The organism is Streptomyces sp. NPDC048696, assembly GCF_043198895.1.
Classification (GTDB): Bacteria; Actinomycetota; Actinomycetes; order Streptomycetales; family Streptomycetaceae; genus Streptomyces.
This window is the reverse complement of record NZ_JBICVJ010000005.1, coordinates 527722-546561: the sequence shown is the minus strand read 5'-3', so window position 1 is coordinate 546561 and position 18840 is coordinate 527722. Positions and strand designations below refer to the sequence as shown.

Annotated in this window: 17 protein-coding genes; 8 read left to right on the top strand and 9 right to left on the bottom strand. The window is 72.3% G+C overall.

The features are described from left to right. Positions 1-131: 131 nt before the first annotated feature. A complete protein-coding gene (locus ACGFRG_RS13965; protein ID WP_361434091.1) occupies positions 132-764 on the top strand; it encodes a haloacid dehalogenase-like hydrolase in 633 nt (210 codons plus the stop codon). 16 nt (positions 765-780) lie between these two features. Here the strand turns inward: ACGFRG_RS13965 and ACGFRG_RS13960 are convergent, their stop codons facing one another. After that, on the bottom strand, positions 781-1032 hold the full coding sequence (locus ACGFRG_RS13960; RefSeq protein ID WP_361434093.1) for a hypothetical protein: 252 nt from the start codon (positions 1030-1032) through the stop codon (positions 781-783). A gap of 180 nt (positions 1033-1212) precedes the next feature. Here ACGFRG_RS13960 and ACGFRG_RS13955 point away from each other — a divergent pair, with 180 nt between their 5' ends. Further along, on the top strand, positions 1213-1596 hold the full coding sequence (locus ACGFRG_RS13955; RefSeq protein ID WP_067162767.1) for a cold-shock protein: 384 nt from the start codon (positions 1213-1215) through the stop codon (positions 1594-1596). An 81-nt stretch (positions 1597-1677) separates the two neighbouring features. Here ACGFRG_RS13955 and ACGFRG_RS13950 read toward each other — a convergent pair whose 3' ends face one another. Genes ACGFRG_RS13950 through ACGFRG_RS13935 form a run of 4 tightly spaced genes read right to left on the bottom strand, consistent with a single transcriptional unit; the run spans position 1678 to position 5039 of the window. Continuing rightward, on the bottom strand, positions 1678-2529 hold the full coding sequence (locus ACGFRG_RS13950) for a 1,4-dihydroxy-6-naphthoate synthase (protein WP_361434095.1): 852 nt from the start codon (positions 2527-2529) through the stop codon (positions 1678-1680). Beyond that, complete coding sequence (locus ACGFRG_RS13945; RefSeq protein ID WP_361434097.1) at positions 2522-3163, bottom strand: futalosine hydrolase; 642 nt, start codon at positions 3161-3163, stop codon at positions 2522-2524. Before ACGFRG_RS13945 ends, ACGFRG_RS13950 begins: the two co-directional genes overlap by 8 nt. A 1-nt stretch (position 3164) precedes the next feature. Further along, complete coding sequence (locus ACGFRG_RS13940; protein WP_361434099.1) at positions 3165-3659, bottom strand: DUF2771 domain-containing protein; 495 nt, start codon at positions 3657-3659, stop codon at positions 3165-3167. A gap of 27 nt (positions 3660-3686) precedes the next feature. Continuing rightward, a complete protein-coding gene (locus ACGFRG_RS13935; RefSeq protein ID WP_361434101.1) occupies positions 3687-5039 on the bottom strand; it encodes an MFS transporter in 1353 nt (450 codons plus the stop codon). Positions 5040-5331: 292 nt separating this feature from the next. Between ACGFRG_RS13935 and ACGFRG_RS13930 the strand changes: the two genes are divergently transcribed. Beyond that, positions 5332-6246: a DUF3027 domain-containing protein gene (locus ACGFRG_RS13930; RefSeq protein ID WP_361434103.1), complete on the top strand. Its 915-nt coding sequence runs from the start codon at positions 5332-5334 to the stop codon at positions 6244-6246. A gap of 545 nt (positions 6247-6791) precedes the next feature. Next, positions 6792-9899, top strand: coding sequence for a sacsin N-terminal ATP-binding-like domain-containing protein (locus ACGFRG_RS13925; protein WP_361434105.1), 3108 nt, complete (start codon positions 6792-6794; stop codon positions 9897-9899). Between the two features lie 424 nt (positions 9900-10323). Here ACGFRG_RS13925 and ACGFRG_RS13920 read toward each other — a convergent pair whose 3' ends face one another. Next, the gene (locus ACGFRG_RS13920; protein ID WP_361431432.1) at positions 10324-12741 is read right to left on the bottom strand and encodes a cation-translocating P-type ATPase; all 2418 of its coding nucleotides are present in this window, start codon (positions 12739-12741) and stop codon (positions 10324-10326) included. Positions 12742-12859: 118 nt separating this feature from the next. Continuing rightward, positions 12860-13132: a DUF2530 domain-containing protein gene (locus ACGFRG_RS13915; protein ID WP_361431434.1), complete on the bottom strand. Its 273-nt coding sequence runs from the start codon at positions 13130-13132 to the stop codon at positions 12860-12862. Between the two features lie 224 nt (positions 13133-13356). Here ACGFRG_RS13915 and ACGFRG_RS13910 point away from each other — a divergent pair, with 224 nt between their 5' ends. Next, positions 13357-14805 (top strand): NCS2 family permease, encoded by a 1449-nt coding sequence (locus ACGFRG_RS13910; RefSeq protein WP_361431436.1) that lies wholly within the window; start codon positions 13357-13359, stop codon positions 14803-14805. Positions 14806-14814: 9 nt separating this feature from the next. Here ACGFRG_RS13910 and ACGFRG_RS13905 read toward each other — a convergent pair whose 3' ends face one another. Then, the gene (locus ACGFRG_RS13905) at positions 14815-15015 is read right to left on the bottom strand and encodes a ribbon-helix-helix protein, CopG family (protein WP_361431439.1); all 201 of its coding nucleotides are present in this window, start codon (positions 15013-15015) and stop codon (positions 14815-14817) included. Between the two features lie 112 nt (positions 15016-15127). On the opposite strand from ACGFRG_RS13905, the gene ACGFRG_RS13900 reads away from it, so the two are divergent. The 3 genes from ACGFRG_RS13900 (at position 15128) to thpR (ending at position 17648) form a co-directional block, all read left to right on the top strand. After that, entirely contained in the window at positions 15128-15571 is a 444-nt protein-coding gene (locus tag ACGFRG_RS13900; RefSeq protein WP_361431441.1) for a MarR family transcriptional regulator, read from the top strand. A 31-nt stretch (positions 15572-15602) separates the two neighbouring features. Further along, positions 15603-16949: an MFS transporter gene (locus ACGFRG_RS13895; protein WP_361431444.1), complete on the top strand. Its 1347-nt coding sequence runs from the start codon at positions 15603-15605 to the stop codon at positions 16947-16949. A gap of 123 nt (positions 16950-17072) precedes the next feature. After that, the gene (gene thpR, locus ACGFRG_RS13890; RefSeq protein ID WP_393263747.1) at positions 17073-17648 is read left to right on the top strand and encodes an RNA 2',3'-cyclic phosphodiesterase; all 576 of its coding nucleotides are present in this window, start codon (positions 17073-17075) and stop codon (positions 17646-17648) included. A 153-nt stretch (positions 17649-17801) separates the two neighbouring features. Here the strand turns inward: thpR and ACGFRG_RS13885 are convergent, their stop codons facing one another. Beyond that, positions 17802-18800 (bottom strand): aldo/keto reductase, encoded by a 999-nt coding sequence (locus ACGFRG_RS13885; RefSeq protein WP_393263745.1) that lies wholly within the window; start codon positions 18798-18800, stop codon positions 17802-17804. Positions 18801-18840: the final 40 nt, after the last annotated feature.

Sequence of the window (18840 nt, the reverse complement as noted above, 5' to 3'; positions counted from 1 at the left end):
AGCGGGGTGCAGGGGGCGCAGCCCCCGCCCAGGGGTCCGGGGGCCCCGCCCCCGGGAAACCGCCTCCACCCCCACCCACCCCCGGAGGGTTCAGGCGAAGGGGCGGGGTGGGGCTCGGCAGAATGGGGGGCATGGCCTCGCGCACCCCCACCGTCGGGTTCGACCTAGACATGACCCTCATCGACTCCCGCCCCGGCATCCACGCCGTCTACACCCGGCTCTCCGCCGACACCGGCACCTACATAGACGCCGACGCCGCCGTCAGCAGGCTCGGGCCGCCGCTCGAATGGGAGCTCGGGCACTGGTTCCCCGAGGACCAGGTCGGGGAGATGGCCCGGCGCTACCGTGAGATCTACCCCACATACGCGATCACCCGCAGCCCCGCCCTCCCCGGCGCCGCCGACGCGATCCGCGCCGTCCGGGAGCTCGGCGGGCGCGCGATCGTCGTCACCGCCAAGAACGCGCCACAGGCGGGCCTCCACCTCACCCACCTCGGCATCGAGCCCGACGAACTGATCGGCGGCCTGTGGGCGGAGGCCAAGGCGGAAGCGCTGCGCGCGCACGGCGCCTCGGTGTACGTGGGCGATCACACCGGCGACGTACGCGGGGCGCACACGGCGGGCGCGCTCTCGGTGGCCGTACCGACCGGCCCCATCGGCGCGGACGAACTGCGCGCGGCGGGCGCGGACGTACTCCTCGCCGACCTCACGCACTTCCGCCCGTGGTGGAAGGCCTACGTGGCGGACGGCCGCACGCGCGACTAGCCCGCCGCACATGGGACTAGTCCGCCGCCCGGCGCCCGATCCGTACCGACGTCACCACACCCGCCGCCGCGATCAGGAAGCCGACGCCCATCAGCATGCACACCGCGTACGCGATCGGCGGGAAGGGCTTCGTGTGCAGGAACAGCGGCGCCACCGTGACCAGCGTGGCGAGCGCGCCGACGAAGAAGACGATGACACCGGCGCGAACCAGCCGGTCCCCGGTGTTCGACTCGTCCCTGGCCGAATTCGCTTGGGTTTCGTTACTCACTCGGTCAGGGTAGTTCCCTGCCCGTAAGGACCGGCCGGGACGTCTTGTCAGCAGCCTCTGGACCATTAGCCTTGGTCTCGGCGGGTCCGAAGGCGACCCGCTGCAGTGCTATCCAGAGCCGTTTTTTTGCGATTGCGGCGACCCGCGCACCCAACGACGAGTACGAGGACGAGGACAGACGTGCCTACCGGCAAGGTCAAATGGTTCAACAGCGAGAAGGGCTTCGGCTTTCTCTCCCGCGACGACGGCGGTGACGTCTTCGTGCACTCGTCCGTGCTCCCCTCCGGGGTGGAGACGCTCAAGCCCGGCCAGCGCGTCGAGTTCGGCGTAGTGGCAGGCCAGCGCGGTGACCAGGCTCTTTCGGTGACGGTCCTCGACCCGGCGCCCTCGGTCGCGGCCGCGCAGCGCCGCAAGCCCGACGAACTGGCCTCCATCGTCCAGGACCTGACGACGCTCCTGGAGAACATCACGCCGATGCTGGAGCGCGGCCGTTACCCCGACAAGGCCGCCGGAAAGAAGATCGCCGGCCTGCTCCGGGCGGTCGCGGACCAGCTCGACGTGTGACCCCGGCCCGACAGAGCCAGACCGAGCCCGACACAGTCCGACCCGTAAACGCGTAATGCGCATGACGAGTTGGACGACCGTTTAAACGAAACTCAGCGCATCGCGGCCGAGGGGCGGAACAAGTCCCTCGGCCGCGGCGCGCGTGAGCAGTCCGCGCACCGCCGCGTAGCCGTCCTCGCCGAGGTCGGCCGTGAACTCATTGACGTAGAGCCCGATGTGCTGGTCGGCCACCGCCGGGTCCATCTCCTGGGCGTGCTCGCGTACGTACGGACGTGAGAGCTCCGGGTCGTCCCAGGCCATCCGGACGGACGAGCGGATGACGGCGGCCAGTTGGCGCAGCCGCTCCTCGCCGAGCGAGCGGCGGGCGACGATCGCGCCCAGCGGGATGGGCAGCCCGGTGGTGTTCTCCCAGTGCTCGCCCATGTCGGCCAGCGAGTGCAGCCCGTACTCCTGGTACGTGAACCGGGCCTCGTGGATGACGAGTCCGGCGTCCACCCGGCCGTCCCGTACGGCGGGCATGATCTCGTGGAACGGCATCACCACGACCTTGCCGACCCCGCCGGGCACCACGTCGGCGGCCCAGAGCCGGAAGAGCAGATACGCGGTCGAGCGCTCGCTCGGCACCGCGACGGTCCTGCCCGTGAGGTCGACGCCGGGCTCCCTGGTCAGCACCAGCGGGCCGCAGCCCCGGCCGAGCGCCCCGCCGCACGGCAGCAGCGCGTACTCGTCGAGGATCCAGGGCAGTACGGCGTACGAGACCTTCAGCACGTCGAAGTCGTCCGAGCCGCGCTCGGCCAGGCCGTTGGTGATGTCGATGTCGGCGAAGGTGACGTCGATGCGGGGCGCGCCCGGCACCCGGTCGTGGGCCCACGCGTCGAAGACGAACGTGTCGTTGGGGCAGGGCGAGTAGGCGATGCGCAGCGGCTCAGTCATGACCGTTCCAACTCTCCAGTACGGGCGGGAGCTTCCCGAAGGCGTCGCCGAGGGCCGCGAGCGCGTCCCCGATCCGCCAGGCGGAACGGTCGCGCGGGCCCACGGCGTTGGACACGGCCCGGATCTCGACGACGGGGACGCCGTGCAGCCCCGCCGCCTCGGCGACGCCGAAGCCCTCCATCGCCTCGGCCCCGGCGCCGGGGTGGCGGCGCGTCAGCGCGGCGGCGCGCTCGGCGGTGCCGGTGACGGTGGAGACGGTGAGCACGGGCGCGTACGCGGCGCCGGTCGCGGCGGCGATCGCCTGGGCGAGGGCGGCGGGCGGCAGATGGACCGAGCGCCCGAATCCGAGCTCTTCGACATCGAGATAGCCGTCGGGCGTGTCGGCGCCCAGATCGGCGGCGACGATGCGCGAGGCGACGACCAGGGACCCGACGGGGGCCAGCGGTGCGAACCCGCCGCCGATCCCGGCCGAGACGACCAGGTCGTACGGGGACGGCGTCCGGGCGAGCGCGGTGGCGGTCGCGGCGGCGGCAGCGGCCGGGCCCACCCCGCCGACGACGGTGTCGACGCCGGGGCACGCGCGGGTGACCGCGTCCCGCTCGGCGGGAACCGCGGTCACGACCAGGACGCGCATGTCAGCTGTCGTCGCGCTTGAGCGTGAAGCTCCAGACCGACTTGGGCTTGTTGTTGTCGTTCACCTGAATGATGTTGATCTTCTTGCTCTTCGGCGCGGCGCTCTGCCCGCCGGTCGCGAACACGTCCGCGTTCGGGAAGGAGCGGTACGTCTTGTTGGACGGCTCGGTGATGGGGGAGCCGTCCAGGAGCGCCACCCACTTGTCGCCGTCTTCGACGACGGCCGGGTCCACGCCCAGGCGCAGCGTGGAGCCCGGCGAGTACTTGATCGTCTTCGACGTCTTCACATTGCTCAGGCAGGTGGTGAGCTTGACGTCCGACAGGACCTTGCCGTCGTTGCGGCAGGTGGCCTCGGCGTTCACCGAGGTGTTCCCGACCGTCACGGTCGCGAGGGGCGTCGGCTTGTCGCAGGCGGAGAGGACGAGGAGTCCGGCGGAGACAGCGCCGAGGGCGATGCCGGCCCGACGGGCCTTACCAGAGGTGAACGCAACGGTCATGAGCCGAAGGCTATCGGTCCCCCGTGATCACGCCACGCGCGGGTGTGGCGTGCCGCGCCGAGCGGCGGTCAGCAGCCCTCGTACGGACGTGGCCCCGCCGGCCGCGAGCAGCCCCGCCGCGACCGCCATGCCGACGACTCCGTTGAGCGGCAGCGCGATCCCTATGGCGCCGCCGAGCACCCACGCCATCTGGAGCGCGGTCTCGGACCGGGCGAAGGCGGAGGTGCGCACCTCCTCGGGCACGTCCCGCTGGATCATCGCGTCCAGGGACAGCTTCGCGAGCGCCTGGGTGAACCCGGCGGTCGCGCCGAGCACCGCCATCAGCACGCCGCTGAAGAACGCCGCCGCGCACACCGACGCGCCCAGCGCGGCCGTCAGCGCCATCACGATGATGACCTCCGGGCCCCGGGAGCGCAGCAGCGACCCGGCGGCCGTGCCCAGCGCGTTGCCGACGCCCGCCGAGACGCCGACCACGCCGAGCGAGACGGCGGCGCTCTGCCCGGCCAGCGGGTGCTCGCGCAGCAGGAACGCCAGGAAGAAGATCAGGAAGCCGGACAGGGCGCGCAGGGCGGCGTTGGCCACCAGGCCGTTCTGCACGGCCGTGCCGACCGTGCGCAGGCCCGGCTTGCGGGGCGTGCCGCCGTGGTCGACCAGCTGCGCCTTGCGCTCGCCCGAGGACGAGTCCACCTTGTGGTCGAGCGTGAACGCCAGGAACGTGCCCGTCACGAAGACGCAGAACGCCCCGTAGAGCGGCCATTCGGGCCCGATGTGGTGCAGCCCCGCGCCGATCGGGGCGGCCGCGGCCGTCGCGAGCAGCCCCGCGAGTGTGACCCGCGAATTGGCCTTGACCAGCGAGATCCGTGGCGGCAGCAGCCTCGGCACGACCGCGCTGCGCACCACTCCGTACGCCTTCGACGCCACCAGGACGCCGAGCGCCGCCGGATACAGCTCCAGGCCGCCGGTGGCCACCGCGCCCGCCATCGTCAGCGCGAGGAGCGCGCGGGCGAGCATGGCGCCCGCCATCGCGGCGCGCCGGCCGTGCGGCATCCGGTCCAGGAGCGGGCCGATCACCGGGGCCAGCAGGGTGAACGGGGCCATGGTGATCGCCAGATACAGCGCGACGCGCCCACGGGCCTGGTCGGTGGGGACGGAGAAGAAGACGGTGGAGGCGAGAGCCACGGTGATCATGACGTCACCGGCGCCGTTCACGGCGTGCAGCTCGATCAGTTTGCCCAGGCCCGACTCACCGGCGCCGTGCGCGTGCGTCGCCTTGCGGATGGAGCGCGCGGTTCCGGTGAAGGGCAGATGCAGCGCATGGCCGACCCTCCGGCCCGCCTTGCGCAGGGGACTGGTTCCGTCCGTGGACCTTGCCGTTGCCACCCAGTCATAGTGCCCCAAGCCCGTACGACCTGTGCGGACCGAGCGGGGATTCGGACCGGCAGGTGGGCCACGGGCCACGAAGGGGGTAGCGTGACAGGCGCGCCGCCCGCGGCTGCTCATGGCCGCGCGCCTCTCCGCGATCCCGCAGAATGGATGGCAGAAGGCGCGCCCCTGACAGCTCTACGGCTCGGGCGCGGACGTCGACGCGGCCCCCTGGTCCGCTCCGTCCGCGACTCGTACGTACGCGGTCCCCGGCGCACCCGTGAGACGGCGTAGGAGAGAAGCGAGACCTGTGAGTGCTGCGACGACGCGAAGCCGTACCCCTGACCGCCTGTGCGCCGAAGCGGTCGACCTGGCCCGGGAGGCGGCGGAGGAAGCCGCCGCGCCCGGCGTGGTCGGCGAGCACGTATCGGCCGTGGCCGAGGGTGACCGTGTAGTCACGCACTTCTTCGAGTGCAAGGAGCCCGGGTACCGGGGCTGGCGCTGGGCGGTGACGGTCGCCCGGGCCTCCCGCTCCAAGCAGGTCACTCTCGACGAGTCGGTCCTGCTGCCCGGGCCCGACGCGCTCCAGGCGCCCGAATGGGTGCCGTGGAGCGAGCGGCTGCGCCCCGGCGACATGGGCCCCGGCGACCTTTTGCCCACCGAGGCGGACGATCTGCGCCTGGAGCCCGGCTACTCGGGCGAGGACGCCCCGCCGCCGAACTCCGTGGTCACCGTGTCCGGAGAGCTGGCCGAGCGGGTCGAGGCGGAGGACGCGGAGCTGGTGACGCGGCCCGGTACGGAGCGCGGCTCGATCGCGGCGCTGGCCGAGGAACTCGGCATGCGCCGGGCGCGTGTCCTGTCCCGCTATGGCCTGCATGCGGCGGCGGACCGTTGGGACGAGGCGTTCGGGGCGAAGACGCCGATGGCTCAGGCGGCACCGGCGTCGTGCATGACGTGCGCGTTCCTGGTTCCGGTGGCGGGATCGCTTCGGCAGGCCTTCGGTATCTGCGCGAACGAATTCGGCCCGGCGGACGGCCGGGTGGTCTCCCTCTCCTACGGCTGCGGCGGTCACTCGGAGGCGGCGGTCATGCCGAAGCCCCCGCGCCCGTCGCCCCCGGTCCTGGACACCCTGGGCGCCGACACCCTCCCCCTGCGCCCGTCCCCGGACAGCGGCTCGGTCCCGGAGACGCCGGACGCGCCGACGGAGGAACTGGGTCACTCGTAGGGGGGCGCGCTTCCCGGCTGCGGGCCGGTGGGGGCTGACGCCCGTTTTTCCCCACCCCGCCCCTTCCCGAAAGCCTCCGGCGGATGTCGGTCGTCTGCGGCCCGGTGGGGGCTGGTCGCGCAGTTCCCCGCGCCCCTTGATGGGCCCTGCGGGCCCTCCTGGAGATGGGCCCTTCGGGCCTTCTTAGGGGCGCGGGGAACTGCGCGAGCAACCCAGCACGGTCCGCAGACGAACCGGGGTGCGGGGGCGCAGCCCCGCGCACCCACCCACCCCAGCCGGGGTCCGGGGCGGAGCCCCGGAGCGGGGTGCAGGGGCCGCAGGCCCCGCCGGGGGCACGGGGGCGGAGCCCCCAGGGGGTGCAGGGGGCGGAGCCCCCGCGAAGGGGTCCGGGGGCGGAGCCCCCGGGAAGACCCACCTCCGCCCCCACCCACCCCCGGAGGGTTGAGGGAACGGGCGGGGTGGGGGGAAAACCTGGGTGGGGCGCGACGCGGTACCTTCACCCCACGGTTCCCGAGAAGGCAGAAGCGGAGTGTGGGCGCGTGATCGTGAAGGCGACGGGGGTCGAAGGGGCCGATCCCTTCGGAACGGCGCGGCTGCGGCGCGGCGTAGTGGACTCCTGGGCCACGGCACCCGCCCGCTTCCGCGAAGACGCCAACGCCGAGGAAGACCTCGCCCTGGGCGGCTACCGGGACCGCCTGGTCGTCGAGCTGGCCCAGAACGCCGCCGACGCCGCCGCCCGAGCCCGCGTCCCCGGCCGCCTGCGCCTCACCCTGCACCCCGGCGCCCCCGGCGAACAGCCCGTACTCGCCGCCGCCAACACCGGCGCCCCCCTGGACGCGACCGGCGTCGAATCCCTCTCCACCCTGCGCGCCTCGGCCAAGCGCCAGGACACCGACGCGGCGACCGGCGCCGTGGGCCGGTTCGGCGTCGGCTTCGCCGCCGTCCTGGCCGTCAGCGACGAGCCCGCCGTCGTCGGCCGTACCGGCGGGGTGCGCTGGTCCCTGGCCGAGGCCCGCGACCTGGCCGCCGAGGCCGCCCGGTTCAGCCCGGGCCTGGGCGACGAACTGCGCCGCCGCGACGGCCACGTACCCCTGCTGCGGCTCCCGCTGCCCGCCGAGGGCACCGCCCCCGAGGGCTACGACACCGTGGTCGTGCTGCCGCTGCGCGACGAGCCCGCCGAAGACCTCGTCCAGCGCCTGCTCGCCGGGATCGACGACGCGCTTCTCCTCACCCTGCCCGGACTCGTCGAGGTCGTCGTCGAGACCCCGGACGGGTCCCGCGTACTGCGCCGCTCGGAGCACGACGGCTACGTACACATCGACGACACCAGAGACGGCCTGAACCGCTGGCGGACCGTCACCGACCACGGCCCGCTCGGCCCGGACCTCCTCGCCGACCGCCCCGTCGAGGAGCGGCTGCGCCCGCACTGGTCGGTCACCTGGGCCGTGCCCGTCGACCTGGACGGCGCGCCCCAGCGCCCGCGCACGGCCCCCGTCGTGCACGCCCCCACGCCCACCGACGAGCCCCTGGGCGTGCCCGCGCTGCTCATCGCCTCGCTGCCGCTGGACACCGCCCGCCGCCACCCGGCGCCCGGCCCGCTCACCGACTTCCTGGTGCAGCGCGCCGCCGACGCGTACGCACGGCTGCTCGGCGACTGGCGGCCCGTCTCGACCGGCACCGTCGACCTCGTGCCGGGCCCGCTGGGCCGGGGCGAGCTGGACGGGGCGCTGCGCGCGGCGATCCTGGAGCGGCTGCCCCGCGTCGCCTTCCTCGCCCCGGCCGTCCCCTCCGAAGAGCTCACCGCGCTGCGGCCGTTCGAGGCCGAGGTGGTCGAGGGCGCGGGCGCGGACACGGTAAAGGTGCTCGCCGAGGTGCTGCCGACGCTGCTGCCCGCCGGGCTCGAACGCCGGGCCGAGCTGCGTACGCTCGGCGTCGGCCGGCTCCCGCTGGGCGACGCGATCGAGCGCATCGGCGGCGCCGAACGCGCCCCCGAGTGGTGGTACCGGCTGTACGAGACCCTGGCCGGCGTCGACCCCGACCGCCTCTCCGGCCTCCCGGTCCCGCTCAGCGACGGGCGTACGGCCGTGGGGCCCCGCCAGATCCTGCTGCCGCTGCCCGACACCCCCGCCGACCTGACCCGCCTCGGCCTGAAGGTCGCGCATCGCGACGCCGCGCACCCGCTCCTGGAGAAGCTGGGCGCCCTCCCGGCGACGCCCCGGGCGGTCCTGACGACCCCCCAGGTGCGCTCCGCCGTCGCCGCCTCGCTCGACGGCGGCGAGATCTGGGACGAGGACGCGCTCGACGCCGAGGAACTCGCCGACGCCGTCCTCGCGTTGGTGCGCGACGCGGCGCTCGAACCCGGCGACGAGCCCTGGCTGGGCGCCCTCGCGCTCCCCGACGAGGACGGCGAGCTCGCGCCCGCCGGTGAACTCGTCCTGCCCGGCAGCGCGTTCGCCTCGGTGATCCGCGCGGGCGAACTCGCCGAGGTCGACCGCGAGCTCGCCGAACGCTGGGGCGAGCAGCCGCTGGCCGCGTGCGGGGTGCTCGCCACGTTCGCCCTCGTACGGACGACCGACGTCGTCCTCGACCCGGACGAACTGGAGCCGCGCGACGGCGACTTCGCCGAGCCCGACGACGCCGGTCTTCTGGACGCGGTCGACGTGTGGTGCGAGGACGTACTGGACCGGCTGCCGCACACGCCGGTGCCGCCGGTGGCGACCGAGATCGTGGCCGTACGCGACCTCGACCTGGTCGACGACGACGCCTGGCCGCGCGCGCTGGCGCTGCTCGCCCGGCCGCCGCTGCGGGACGCGCTGACCCAGCCCGTACGGATCCTGCTGCCGGACGGCACCACCGAGAGCGTGCGCCCGTACACGGCGTGGTGGCTGCGCGGCCACCCCGTCCTGGGCGGCCGCCGCCCGGCGGGCCTGCGCGCGGCCGGGTCCGACCCGCTCCTGCTCGGCCTGTACGAGTCGGCGGACGCGACCGGGTTCGAGGACGAGCAGGTGCTGCGGGCGCTGGGCGTACGGACGTCGGTGGCGGCGCTGCTCGACGAGCCGGGCGGCGCGGCGGAGCTGCTGTCGCGGCTGGCGGACGCCGACCGGCCGGTGTCGGCGGCCCAACTGCACGCGCTGTACACGGCCTTGGCGTACCTGGACCCCGACCAGGTCACCCTTCCCGATGAGTTGCGGGCGGTGGTGGACGGGGAGGTGCGGGTCGTGGACGCGGGCGACGCGGTGGTGGCGGACGCGCCGGATCTGCTGCCGCTGACGTCCGGGGTGCCGCTGATTCCGGTCGCCCCGGCCCGGGCCGCGGACCTGGCGGAGCTGTTGCAGGTCCCCCGGCTCGGGGAGACGGTGTCGGCGGAGGTGTCCACGGAGGGGACGGAGCGGGAGGTGCCGGAGGCGGTGCGGGTCCTGCTGGGGCCTTCGACCCCGGCCGCGTACCTGGAGCACGAGGAACTGCTGGCGGGCGGTGTCGAGCTGGACTGGCGCCGTACGCCTGACGGCACGGTGCACGCGGCGACGCTGGAGGGTGTGGCGGCGGGCCTGTCCTGGGCGACGACCCAGTGGCCCCGCCGCTTCGAGGTGGCGGCGCTGCTGGAAGACCCGACGCGAACGTCAGAACTGGCCCAGTCCCGCTGGTTCGACTAGCCCCACCCCGCCCCTCCACCTAAACCCTCCGGGGGTGGGTGGGGGGGGAAGGTGGTTCTCCCGGGGGCGGGGCCCCCGGACCCCTTGGCGGGGGCTGCGCCCCCTGCACCCCGCTTGGGGCTCCGCCCCGGACCCCGTTTTCGTCTGCGGACCGTGCTGGGTTGCTCGCGCAGTTCCCCGCGCCCCTTGATGGGCCCTGCGGGCCCTCCTGGAAATGGGCCCGGAGGGCCCTCTTAGGGGCGCGGGGAACTGCGCGAGCAACCCCCACCCACCCGCAGCCGACCGACATCCGCCGGAGCCACGCGGCGGAGCCGCAAAATGTCACAGCCGGGAAGGGGCGGGGTGGGGAAAGACCGGCGTCAGCCCCCACCGAGCCGCAGACGAACCACCCGCACGCGGAAGCCCCTCGCCCCCACAGCCGCGGCTACGCCGCCCACCTCCGGTCCACCCACCGCCACGCGAACTCCAACCCCACCGCCCCCACCGCCGCGATCCCCACCGCGGCCCACGGCAGCGTCGTGCCGACGAGCTTCAGGGCGAAGAAGGACTGGAGCCACGGCACGGCGAGGACCAGCAGGAAGGCGACACCCATCGCCGCCACCAGGCAGATCCGCCACCACGTGTACGGGCGCGCGATGATCGCCAGGACCCACATCGAGACCAGGAACAGCGTCAGCGTCGCCGCGCTCGTCTCCGCCTCCCTGGCGCCGTCACCCACGTAGTAGTGGCGGGCCAGCAAGTACGTGGCGAAGGTCGTTACCGCCGCGATCACGCCGCCCGGGATCGCGTACCGCATCACCCTGCGTACGAAGTGCGGCTGCGCCCGTTCCGTGTTCGGCGCGAGGGCCAGGAAGAACGCCGGGATGCCGATCGTCAGGGTCGACAGGAGCGTCAGGTGGCGGGGCAGGAACAGGTATTCCACCTGCGTGCACACCACCAGCAGCGCGAGCAGTACCGAGTACACCGTCTTGACCAGGAACAGCGTCGCCACCCGCGTGATGTTGCCGATCACGCGGCGCCCCTCCGCCACCACCGACGGCAGCGTCGCGAAGCTGTTGTTCAGCAGGACGATCTGGGCCACCGCCCGCGTCGCCTCCGAGCCCGACCCCATCGAGACGCCGATGTCCGCGTCCTTCAGCGCCAGGACGTCGTTGACGCCGTCGCCCGTCATCGCCACCGTGTGGCCCCGCGACTGGAGCGCCGCCACCATGTCCCGCTTCTGCTGCGGTGTCACCCGCCCGAACACCGCGTTCTCGTCCAGGGCAGAAGCCATGGCGTCCCGCTCGGCGGGCAGTTGGCGCGCGTCCACCGTGTTCTGCGCGCCCGGCAGCCCCAGCTTCCCCGCCACCGCGCCCACCGACACCGCGTTGTCCCCGGAGATCACCTTCGCGTGGACGTTCTGCTCGTCGAAGTACCGCAGCGTGTCCGCCGCGTCCGGCCGCAGCCGCTGTTCGAGCACGACCAGCGCGGCCGCCCGCGCGTCCGTCGCGACCCGGGGATCGTCGAGCTCGCGCCCCGCCCGCGCCAGCAGCAGCACACGCAGGCCCTGTTCGTTGAGGGAGTCGATCTCCGAGAGTGACGGATCGCCCGGCGGGAGCAGTACGTCGGGCGCGCCGAGCAGCCACGTCGAGTTCTCGCCGTCCCCCTCGCTGAACGCCGCCCCGCTGTACTTGCGCGCCGACGAGAACGGCAGCGACTCCGTGCACCGCCACTCCTCGCTGTCCGGATAGGCGTCGATGATCGCCTGGAGCGAGGCGTTCGGCCGCGGGTCCGACTCGCCCAGCGCGCCGAGCACCTTCCGTACGTACGCCTCGTCCGTGCCGTTCAGCGGCCGCAGCTCCGTGACGTCCATGCCGCCCTCGGTCAGCGTGCCCGTCTTGTCCAGGCAGACGACGTCCACGCGCGCGAGGCCCTCGATCGCGGGCAGCTCCTGCACCAGGCACTGCTTGCGGCCGAGCCGGATCACCCCGATCGCGAAGGCCACGGAGGTCAGCAGGACCAGGCCCTCGGGAATCATCGGGACGATTCCGCCCACCGTGTACGCCACCGACTGCTTGAAGTTGTCGTCCTTGACCACCAGCTGGCTGATCACCAGCCCTATCGAGGTCGGGATCATCAGCCAGGTCACGTACTTGAGGATCATCGAGATGCCGGTGCGCAGCTCGGAGTGGACCAGCGTGAACCGGCTGGCCTCCTCCGCGAGCTGCGCCGCGTACGCCTCGCGCCCGACCTTGGTGGCCGTGAACGCGCCGCCGCCCGCGACCACGAACGAGCCCGACATCATCCTGTCGCCGGGCTTCTTCAGGACCGGGTCGGCCTCACCGGTCAGCAGTGACTCGTCCACTTCGAGGCCGTCCGTCTCGACCACCTCGCCGTCGACGACGACCTTGTCGCCCGGCCCGAGCTCCACCAGGTCGCCGAGGACGATCTCGGAGGTGGAGATCTCGGCGGCGCGCCCGTCGCGCCGGACCGTCGGCTTCGCCTCGCCGATGACCGCGAGCCCGTCCAGGGTCTTCTTGGCGCGCAGCTCCTGGATGATGCCGATGCCGGTGTTGGCGATGATCACGAACCCGAAGAGGCTGTCCTGGAGCGGCGCCACGAAGAGCATGATCAGCCAGAGCACACCGATGATCGCGTTGAACCGGGTGAAGACGTTGGCGCGGACGATCTCGGTGGTGGAGCGGCTGCTGCGGACGGGTACGTCGTTGACCTCGCCCCGGGCGACGCGTTCGGCGACCTCGGCGGTGCTCAGCCCGGTGGCCCGGCCGGGCGCCGTCGGCGGCCGCATGGGGTGGACGGGGTCGAGTTCGGCCCCGGCGTCGATATTGGCGCGCTGCGTCATGTTTTCGACGGTACGGCGGTAATACCCGCTTCACCTGCCGGGAACGTCGAACATCAGACCCAGGGAGGAGACGAATGGTCCTGCGGCGGTATGCCGGGGCTCCTACCTGGCCAGGGACCTACTGACTTTCGGCCCTTGCGGCCAGCTCGGCCGCGTGCCGCTTCAGCGCCGCGTCCCGGCCGCGTACGTACCAGATGCCGATGAGACCCAGACCGCCGCCGGCCAGGCAGGTCCACAGCCACCACAGATGGCCGTGGTCGTCGAACCAGCCGTAGAACGGGAGCTGGACGAGGAAGAGGACGAACCAGAGGATCGTGCCGCCGGTGATGGTGGCGACGACGGGCCCTTCCAAGGGCTCGGGTGCCTCGTGTTTCGGTGTCCACTTCGCCATGCGATCAGTGTAGGGGGACGGGGTTTTGGCGGTCCCCGGCCGTCGTCGGGCCAGACGCCCCTTGCGTCTACGCGCGGAGATAGCGATCTTCGCCTTATGTATTCATACTGAAACGGCTTATGGCTGACTCGTTTTGTTCGTTGAAACGTCCAAAGAAGTTCGGGTTAAGGCCAGATTTCCGTTTTTCTCTCCCCGCCCGCCCCGTCTGACGACTGAGGTTCCGCATGTCCCCCTCGGCGACCGCCCAGGTCGACTCCCCGCCGCCGGCCCCGACGCCGCCGGTCAACGGCTTCGACCGCTTCTTCAAGATCACCGAGCGGGGTTCCACCGTCGCCCGGGAGATCCGCGGCGGCTTCGCCACCTTCTTCGCGATGGCCTACATCATCGTGCTGAACCCGATCATCCTGGGCAGCGCGAAGGACATGTACGGGCACCAGCTGAACGGGGGGCAGCTGGTCACCGCGACCGTCCTCACCGCCGCGTTCACCACCCTGCTCATGGGGGTCATCGGCAACGTGCCGATCGCGCTGGCGGCCGGGCTCGGCGTGAACACCGTGGTCGCGCTGCAGCTGGCGCCCCGGATGAGCTGGCCGGACGCGATGGGCATGGTCGTCCTCGCGGGCTTCGTGGTGATGCTCCTGGTCGCCACCGGGCTGCGCGAGCGGGTGATGAACGCCGTGCCGCTCGGCCTGCGCAAGGGCATCGCGATCGGCATCGGCCTGTTCATCATGCTGATCGGCCTGGTCGACTCGGGCTTCGTCTCCCGTATCCCGGACGCCGCCCACACCACGGTCCCGCTCCAGCTCGGCGGCACCGGGCATCTGCTCGGCTGGCCGGTGCTCGTCTTCATCCTCGGCGTGCTGCTCACGCTCGCGCTGCTGGTCCGCAAGGTCTCCGGCGCGATCCTGATCTCCATCGTCGCGATGACGGTCCTGGCGATGATCATCAACGCCGTCGCCACCGTGCCGTCCTGGGGTCTGACCACCCCGAAGTGGCCCGGCAACCCGGTCGCCAGCCCCGACTTCGGGCTCATCGGCAAGATCAGCCTCTTCGGCGGCTTCGACAAGGTCGGCGTGCTGACCGGCACCCTCTTCGTCTTCACGGTCCTGCTCTCGACGTTCTTCGACGCGATGGGCACGATCATGGGCATCAGTGACGAGGCGGGCCTGACCGACGCCGAGGGCCAGATGCCCGGCATCAACCGGGTCCTGTTCGTCGACGGCATCGCGGTCGCCGCGGGCGGCTTCTCGTCCTCCTCCGCCACCACCTGCTTCGTGGAGTCCACGGCGGGCGTGGGCGAGGGGGCCCGTACCGGCTTCGCGAACGTCGTCACCGGCGCGCTCTTCACGGTCGCGCTGTTCCTCACGCCGATCGCCACGATGGTCCCGTCCCAGGCGGCCACGCCCGCGCTGCTCGCGGTGGGCTTCCTGATCCTGTCCGGCTCGATCCGGCAGATCGACTGGGACGACTGGACGATCGCGATCCCGGCGTTCGTGACGATGGTGATGATGCCGTTCACGTACTCCATCACCAACGGCATCGGGATGGGCTTCCTGACCTTCACGGTGCTGCGCCTGGTGGCGGGGCGGGGCCGCGAGGTGCCGGTCGCGATGTACGTGGTGTCGGCGGTGTTCGCCTTCTACTACATGATGCCGGCGCTGGGTCTTACGTAACGCCGGGTCTTACGTGACGGGCAGGCCCTGGGCCACCCCGTACAGCTTCTCCGTCTCGGCGGTGGCGGCCTGGAGCCGCTCGTCGAAGTCGTCGCGAATGAGCGTCCGGACCACATAGTCCTGGACGCTCATTCCGCGTTTGGCGGCATGCTGCCGGAGCCGTTCGAGCAGCTCACCGTCTATCCGCAGGCTGAGCACGCTGGTCCCCATGGGACGAGGGTCGCCGCACGCACGGCCCCCGTGCGTCACTTTCCGGATGCGTCTCACTCGTATGGGTGATGCGAGTGGTATTTAGCCAGAGTAATGAGTTAGTCTAATGAACATGTCTGACCTGTCCCACGGCAGTGACGCCGACGTCGCGGCCGTGAACTCCCTCCGCTCGGCGATCATGCGGCTGAGCCGGCGCCTGAAGCATCAGCGCGTCGACGAGTCGCTGAGCCCCACCGAGATGTCGGTGCTCGGCACCCTCGCCCGCTGCGGCTCGGCCACCCCCGGTGAGCTGGCCCGCAAGGAGCACGTCCAGCCGCCGTCGATGACCCGAATCGTCGCGCTGCTGGAGGCGAAGGGCCTGGTCAGGCTGGAGCCGCACCCCGACGACCGCCGCCAGAAGGTGGTCAGCCAGACCGAAGAGGCCGAGGCGATGCTCGAAGAGAGCCGCCGCAAGCGCAACGCCTGGCTGACGACCCTCGCGGAGGGCCTGGACGAGGACGAGTGGGCGAAGCTGCGCGCCGCCGCACCCGTACTGGAGAAGCTCGCACACCTGTGAACTGACCGCGCATGCTAGGAGGCGAACCCCTTTGAGTACGGGATCCGGAGCAGACTCCGCCCCCGCACCGATATCCACCCACGACAGCGCTGCCGCCGGCAGCGGGCGGGGGACGTTCTCCTCCCTCGCCATCCGCAACTACCGGCTGTTCTTCTCCGGTGCCATCGTCTCCAACATCGGTACCTGGATGGCGCGGATCACCCAGGACTGGCTGGTCCTCCAGATCACCGGTTCGTCCGTGGCGGTCGGCATCACCACCGCCATGCAGTTCCTGCCGATGCTGCTCTTCGGCTTGTACGGCGGAGTCATAGCGGACCGCTTCGCCAAGCGGACCATCCTCTTCGTGACCCAGAGCGCGATGGGCCTCGGCGGCCTGTTCCTGGCGGCGATGACGCTGTCGGGCCACGTCCAGGTCTGGCACGTCTACCTGACCGCGTTCTTCACCGGCCTGGTGACGGTCGTCGACAACCCCACCCGCCAGTCCTTCGTCTCCGAGATGGTCGGCCCCGACCAGGTCCGCAACGCGGTCAGCCTGAACTCGGCGAACTTCCAGTCGGCGCGGCTCGTCGGCCCGGCGGTCGCGGGCGCGGTCATGGCGGCGGTGGGCCCCGGCTGGGCGTTCCTCGCCAACGGCCTCTCCTTCCTGGCTCCGCTGACCGGCCTGGCCCTGATGCGTACGGCGGAGCTGCGTCCCACGAAGCTCGCGCCGCGCGGCAAGGGCCAGCTGCGCGAGGGCCTTGCCTACGTCTCCGAGCGCCCCGAACTGATCTGGCCGATCGTCCTGGTCGGCTTCATCGGCACCTTCGGCTTCAACTTCCCGATCTGGCTGAGCGCCTTCGCCCGGGACGAGTTCCACGGCGGCTCCGGGATGTACGGCCTGTTCAACAGCCTGATGGCGATCGGCTCCCTGATGGGCGCGCTGCTCGCGGCCCGCCGGGGCACGACCCGGCTGCGGCTGCTGGCGGGCGCGGCGGGCGCGTTCGCGGTCCTGGAGACGGTGGCGGCGCTGGCACCCGACATGTCGGTGTTCGTGATGCTGCTGATCCCGATCGGGATCCTCGGCCTGACGGTGAACGTGACGGCGAACGCGTCCGTCCAGATGGCCACCGACCCGGAGATGCGCGGCCGGGTGATGAGCCTGTTCATGATGGTCTTCACCGGCGGCACCCCGCTGGGCGGCCCGCTCTTCGGCTGGCTGACGGACGTGTACGGCGTCCGTGTCAGCCTCGCGCTCGGCGGCCTGGTCTGCGCGTTCGCGGCGGTCGGGGTCGGCCTGATGCTGGCCCGCGCGGCGAACCTGCGGCTCAAGGTGGACCTGCGGCGGGGGCGGCGGCATGTGGAGTTCGTCCCCAGGGAGCAGCTGGCCACGGCGGCGTGAGCGCGGGTTCCACGGGGGGTGGGGCCCGGGCGGGGCGTGCGCCCGGCGTGCGTCGGGTGCGGGACCGCGGCTGGGCGTGTTTCGGGCGTGCCCAGAGGCGGGGGCCGGGGCGAGACTGGCCCCATGAGACTCTTCGTGGCCGTGCTGCCCCCGAGCGCGAGGCTGGCCGAACTCGGCCTGGCGGTGGACGAGTTGCAGACCCTGCCCGGCGCGGACCGGCTGCGCTGGGCGGACCGCGACGACTGGCACCTCACGCTCGCCTTCCTCGGTGAGGTGGACGAGGCGGTGCTGGCGGACCTGCACGACCGCCTGGCCCGCGCCGCCCACCGCACCCCGCCCTTCGAGCTGCGCCTGCACGGGGGCGGCCGGTTCGGCGACAAGGTGCTGTGGGCGGGCGTCGCGGGCGCGCTCGACACGCTGCGGCTGCTGGCCGAGCGGGCGGACGCGGCGGCCCGGCGGGCGGGCGTGCCGATGGACGAGCACCGCCGCTACCACCCCCACCTCACCCTGGCCCGCAGCCGCGCGGGCCTCGACCTGCACCCGTACACCGAGTCCCTGGGGGCCTTCGAGGGCGCGGGGTGGCAGGTGGGCGAACTCGTCCTGGTCCGCAGCCGGCTCCCCGTCGCCGGGGTGGCGGGGGAGCGGCCGCGGTACGAGCCGGTGGGGGTGTGGCCACTGGGGCCCGGGCAGGGCGCCTGAACCGGTCCGCGCGGGTGTTCGTTACGCTCATGGGCGTGAACCCGAAGACCAGGAACCGGATCATGGCCGGTGTGCTCGTGCTGATGTTCGTCGTGGTGGCGGTGGCGGCGGCCCGCGGCTAGGACGTTTCCCCACCAGGAGCCTACGAGGGGCCTACCAGGCGAACGCCTCCGGAGACGGCCCCGGCCCGGGGAAGATCTCCTCCAACCCGGCCAGTACCTCCTCGCCGAGCTCCAGCTCCACCGCCCGCAGGGCGGATTCCAGCTGCTCGGCGGTGCGCGGGCCGACGATCGGACCCGTCACGCCCGGCCGGGTGAGCAGCCACGCCAGCCCGACCTCCCCCGGCTCAAGGCCGTGCTTGGCCAGCAGGTCCTCGTACGCCTGGATCTGCGCCCGTACCGCCGGATCCGTCAGCGACTGGGCCGCGCGGCCACCGGTGGAGCGGGAGCCGCCGCCCTCGCGCTCCTTGCGCAGGGCGCCGCCGAGGAGGCCGCCGTGGAGCGGGGACCAGGGGATGATGCCGACCCCGTACTCCTGCGCGGCCGGGATGACCTCCATCTCGGCGCGCCGCTCGGCGAGGTTGTAGAGGCACTGCTCGCTGACGAGCCCCAACCGCCCTGTCCGCGCGGCCACTTCATTGCCCTGCGCGATCTTGTACCCGGGGAAGTTGGACGTCCCGACGTACAGGATCTTCCCCTCCCGTACGAGTACGTCCATCGCCTGCCAGATCTCCTCGAAGGGGGTCTGACGGTCGACGTGGTGGAACTGGTAGATGTCGATGTGGTCGGTCCCCAGCCGCTTCAGGCTGGCGTCCACGGCCCTGCGGATGTTGAGTGCCGACAGCTTGTCGTGGTTCGGCCAGGCGGGGGCGCCGTCGGCGGCCATGTTCGCGTACACCTTCGTGGCCAGGACGGTCTTGTCGCGCCGCCCGCCGCCCTGCGCGAACCAGCTGCCGATGATCTCCTCGGTGCGGCCCTTCTCGGTGCCCCACCCGTAGACATTGGCGGTGTCGAAGAAGTTGATACCGGCGTCCTGCGCGGCGTCCATGATCGCGTGACTGTCGGCCTCGCCGGTCTGCGGCCCGAAGTTCATCGTCCCGAGGACGAGTCGGCTGACCTTGAGTCCGGTGCGTCCGAGCTGTGTGTACTTCATGGGGCACTAGCGAACGCCTTGAAGTGCGCTCAAGGCAAGG

Excerpts from the sequence above, each read along its gene's own strand:
- ACGFRG_RS13940 (WP_361434099.1), bottom strand. The coding sequence starts at position 3,659 with ATGACCGTTGCGTTCACCTCTGGTAAGGCCCGTCGGGCCGGCATCGCC.
- ACGFRG_RS13965 (WP_361434091.1), top strand. The coding sequence starts at position 132 with ATGGCCTCGCGCACCCCCACCGTCGGGTTCGACCTAGACATGACCCTC.
- thpR (WP_393263747.1), top strand. The coding sequence starts at position 17,073 with ATGAGACTCTTCGTGGCCGTGCTGCCCCCGAGCGCGAGGCTGGCCGAA.
- ACGFRG_RS13950 (WP_361434095.1), bottom strand. The coding sequence starts at position 2,529 with ATGACTGAGCCGCTGCGCATCGCCTACTCGCCCTGCCCCAACGACACG.
- ACGFRG_RS13910 (WP_361431436.1), top strand. The coding sequence starts at position 13,357 with ATGTCCCCCTCGGCGACCGCCCAGGTCGACTCCCCGCCGCCGGCCCCG.
- ACGFRG_RS13915 (WP_361431434.1), bottom strand. The coding sequence starts at position 13,132 with ATGGCGAAGTGGACACCGAAACACGAGGCACCCGAGCCCTTGGAAGGG.
- ACGFRG_RS13900 (WP_361431441.1), top strand. The coding sequence starts at position 15,128 with ATGTCTGACCTGTCCCACGGCAGTGACGCCGACGTCGCGGCCGTGAAC.
- ACGFRG_RS13885 (WP_393263745.1), bottom strand. The coding sequence starts at position 18,800 with ATGAAGTACACACAGCTCGGACGCACCGGACTCAAGGTCAGCCGACTC.
- ACGFRG_RS13920 (WP_361431432.1), bottom strand. The coding sequence starts at position 12,741 with ATGACGCAGCGCGCCAATATCGACGCCGGGGCCGAACTCGACCCCGTC.
- ACGFRG_RS13905 (WP_361431439.1), bottom strand. The coding sequence starts at position 15,015 with ATGGGGACCAGCGTGCTCAGCCTGCGGATAGACGGTGAGCTGCTCGAA.
- ACGFRG_RS13945 (WP_361434097.1), bottom strand. The coding sequence starts at position 3,163 with ATGCGCGTCCTGGTCGTGACCGCGGTTCCCGCCGAGCGGGACGCGGTC.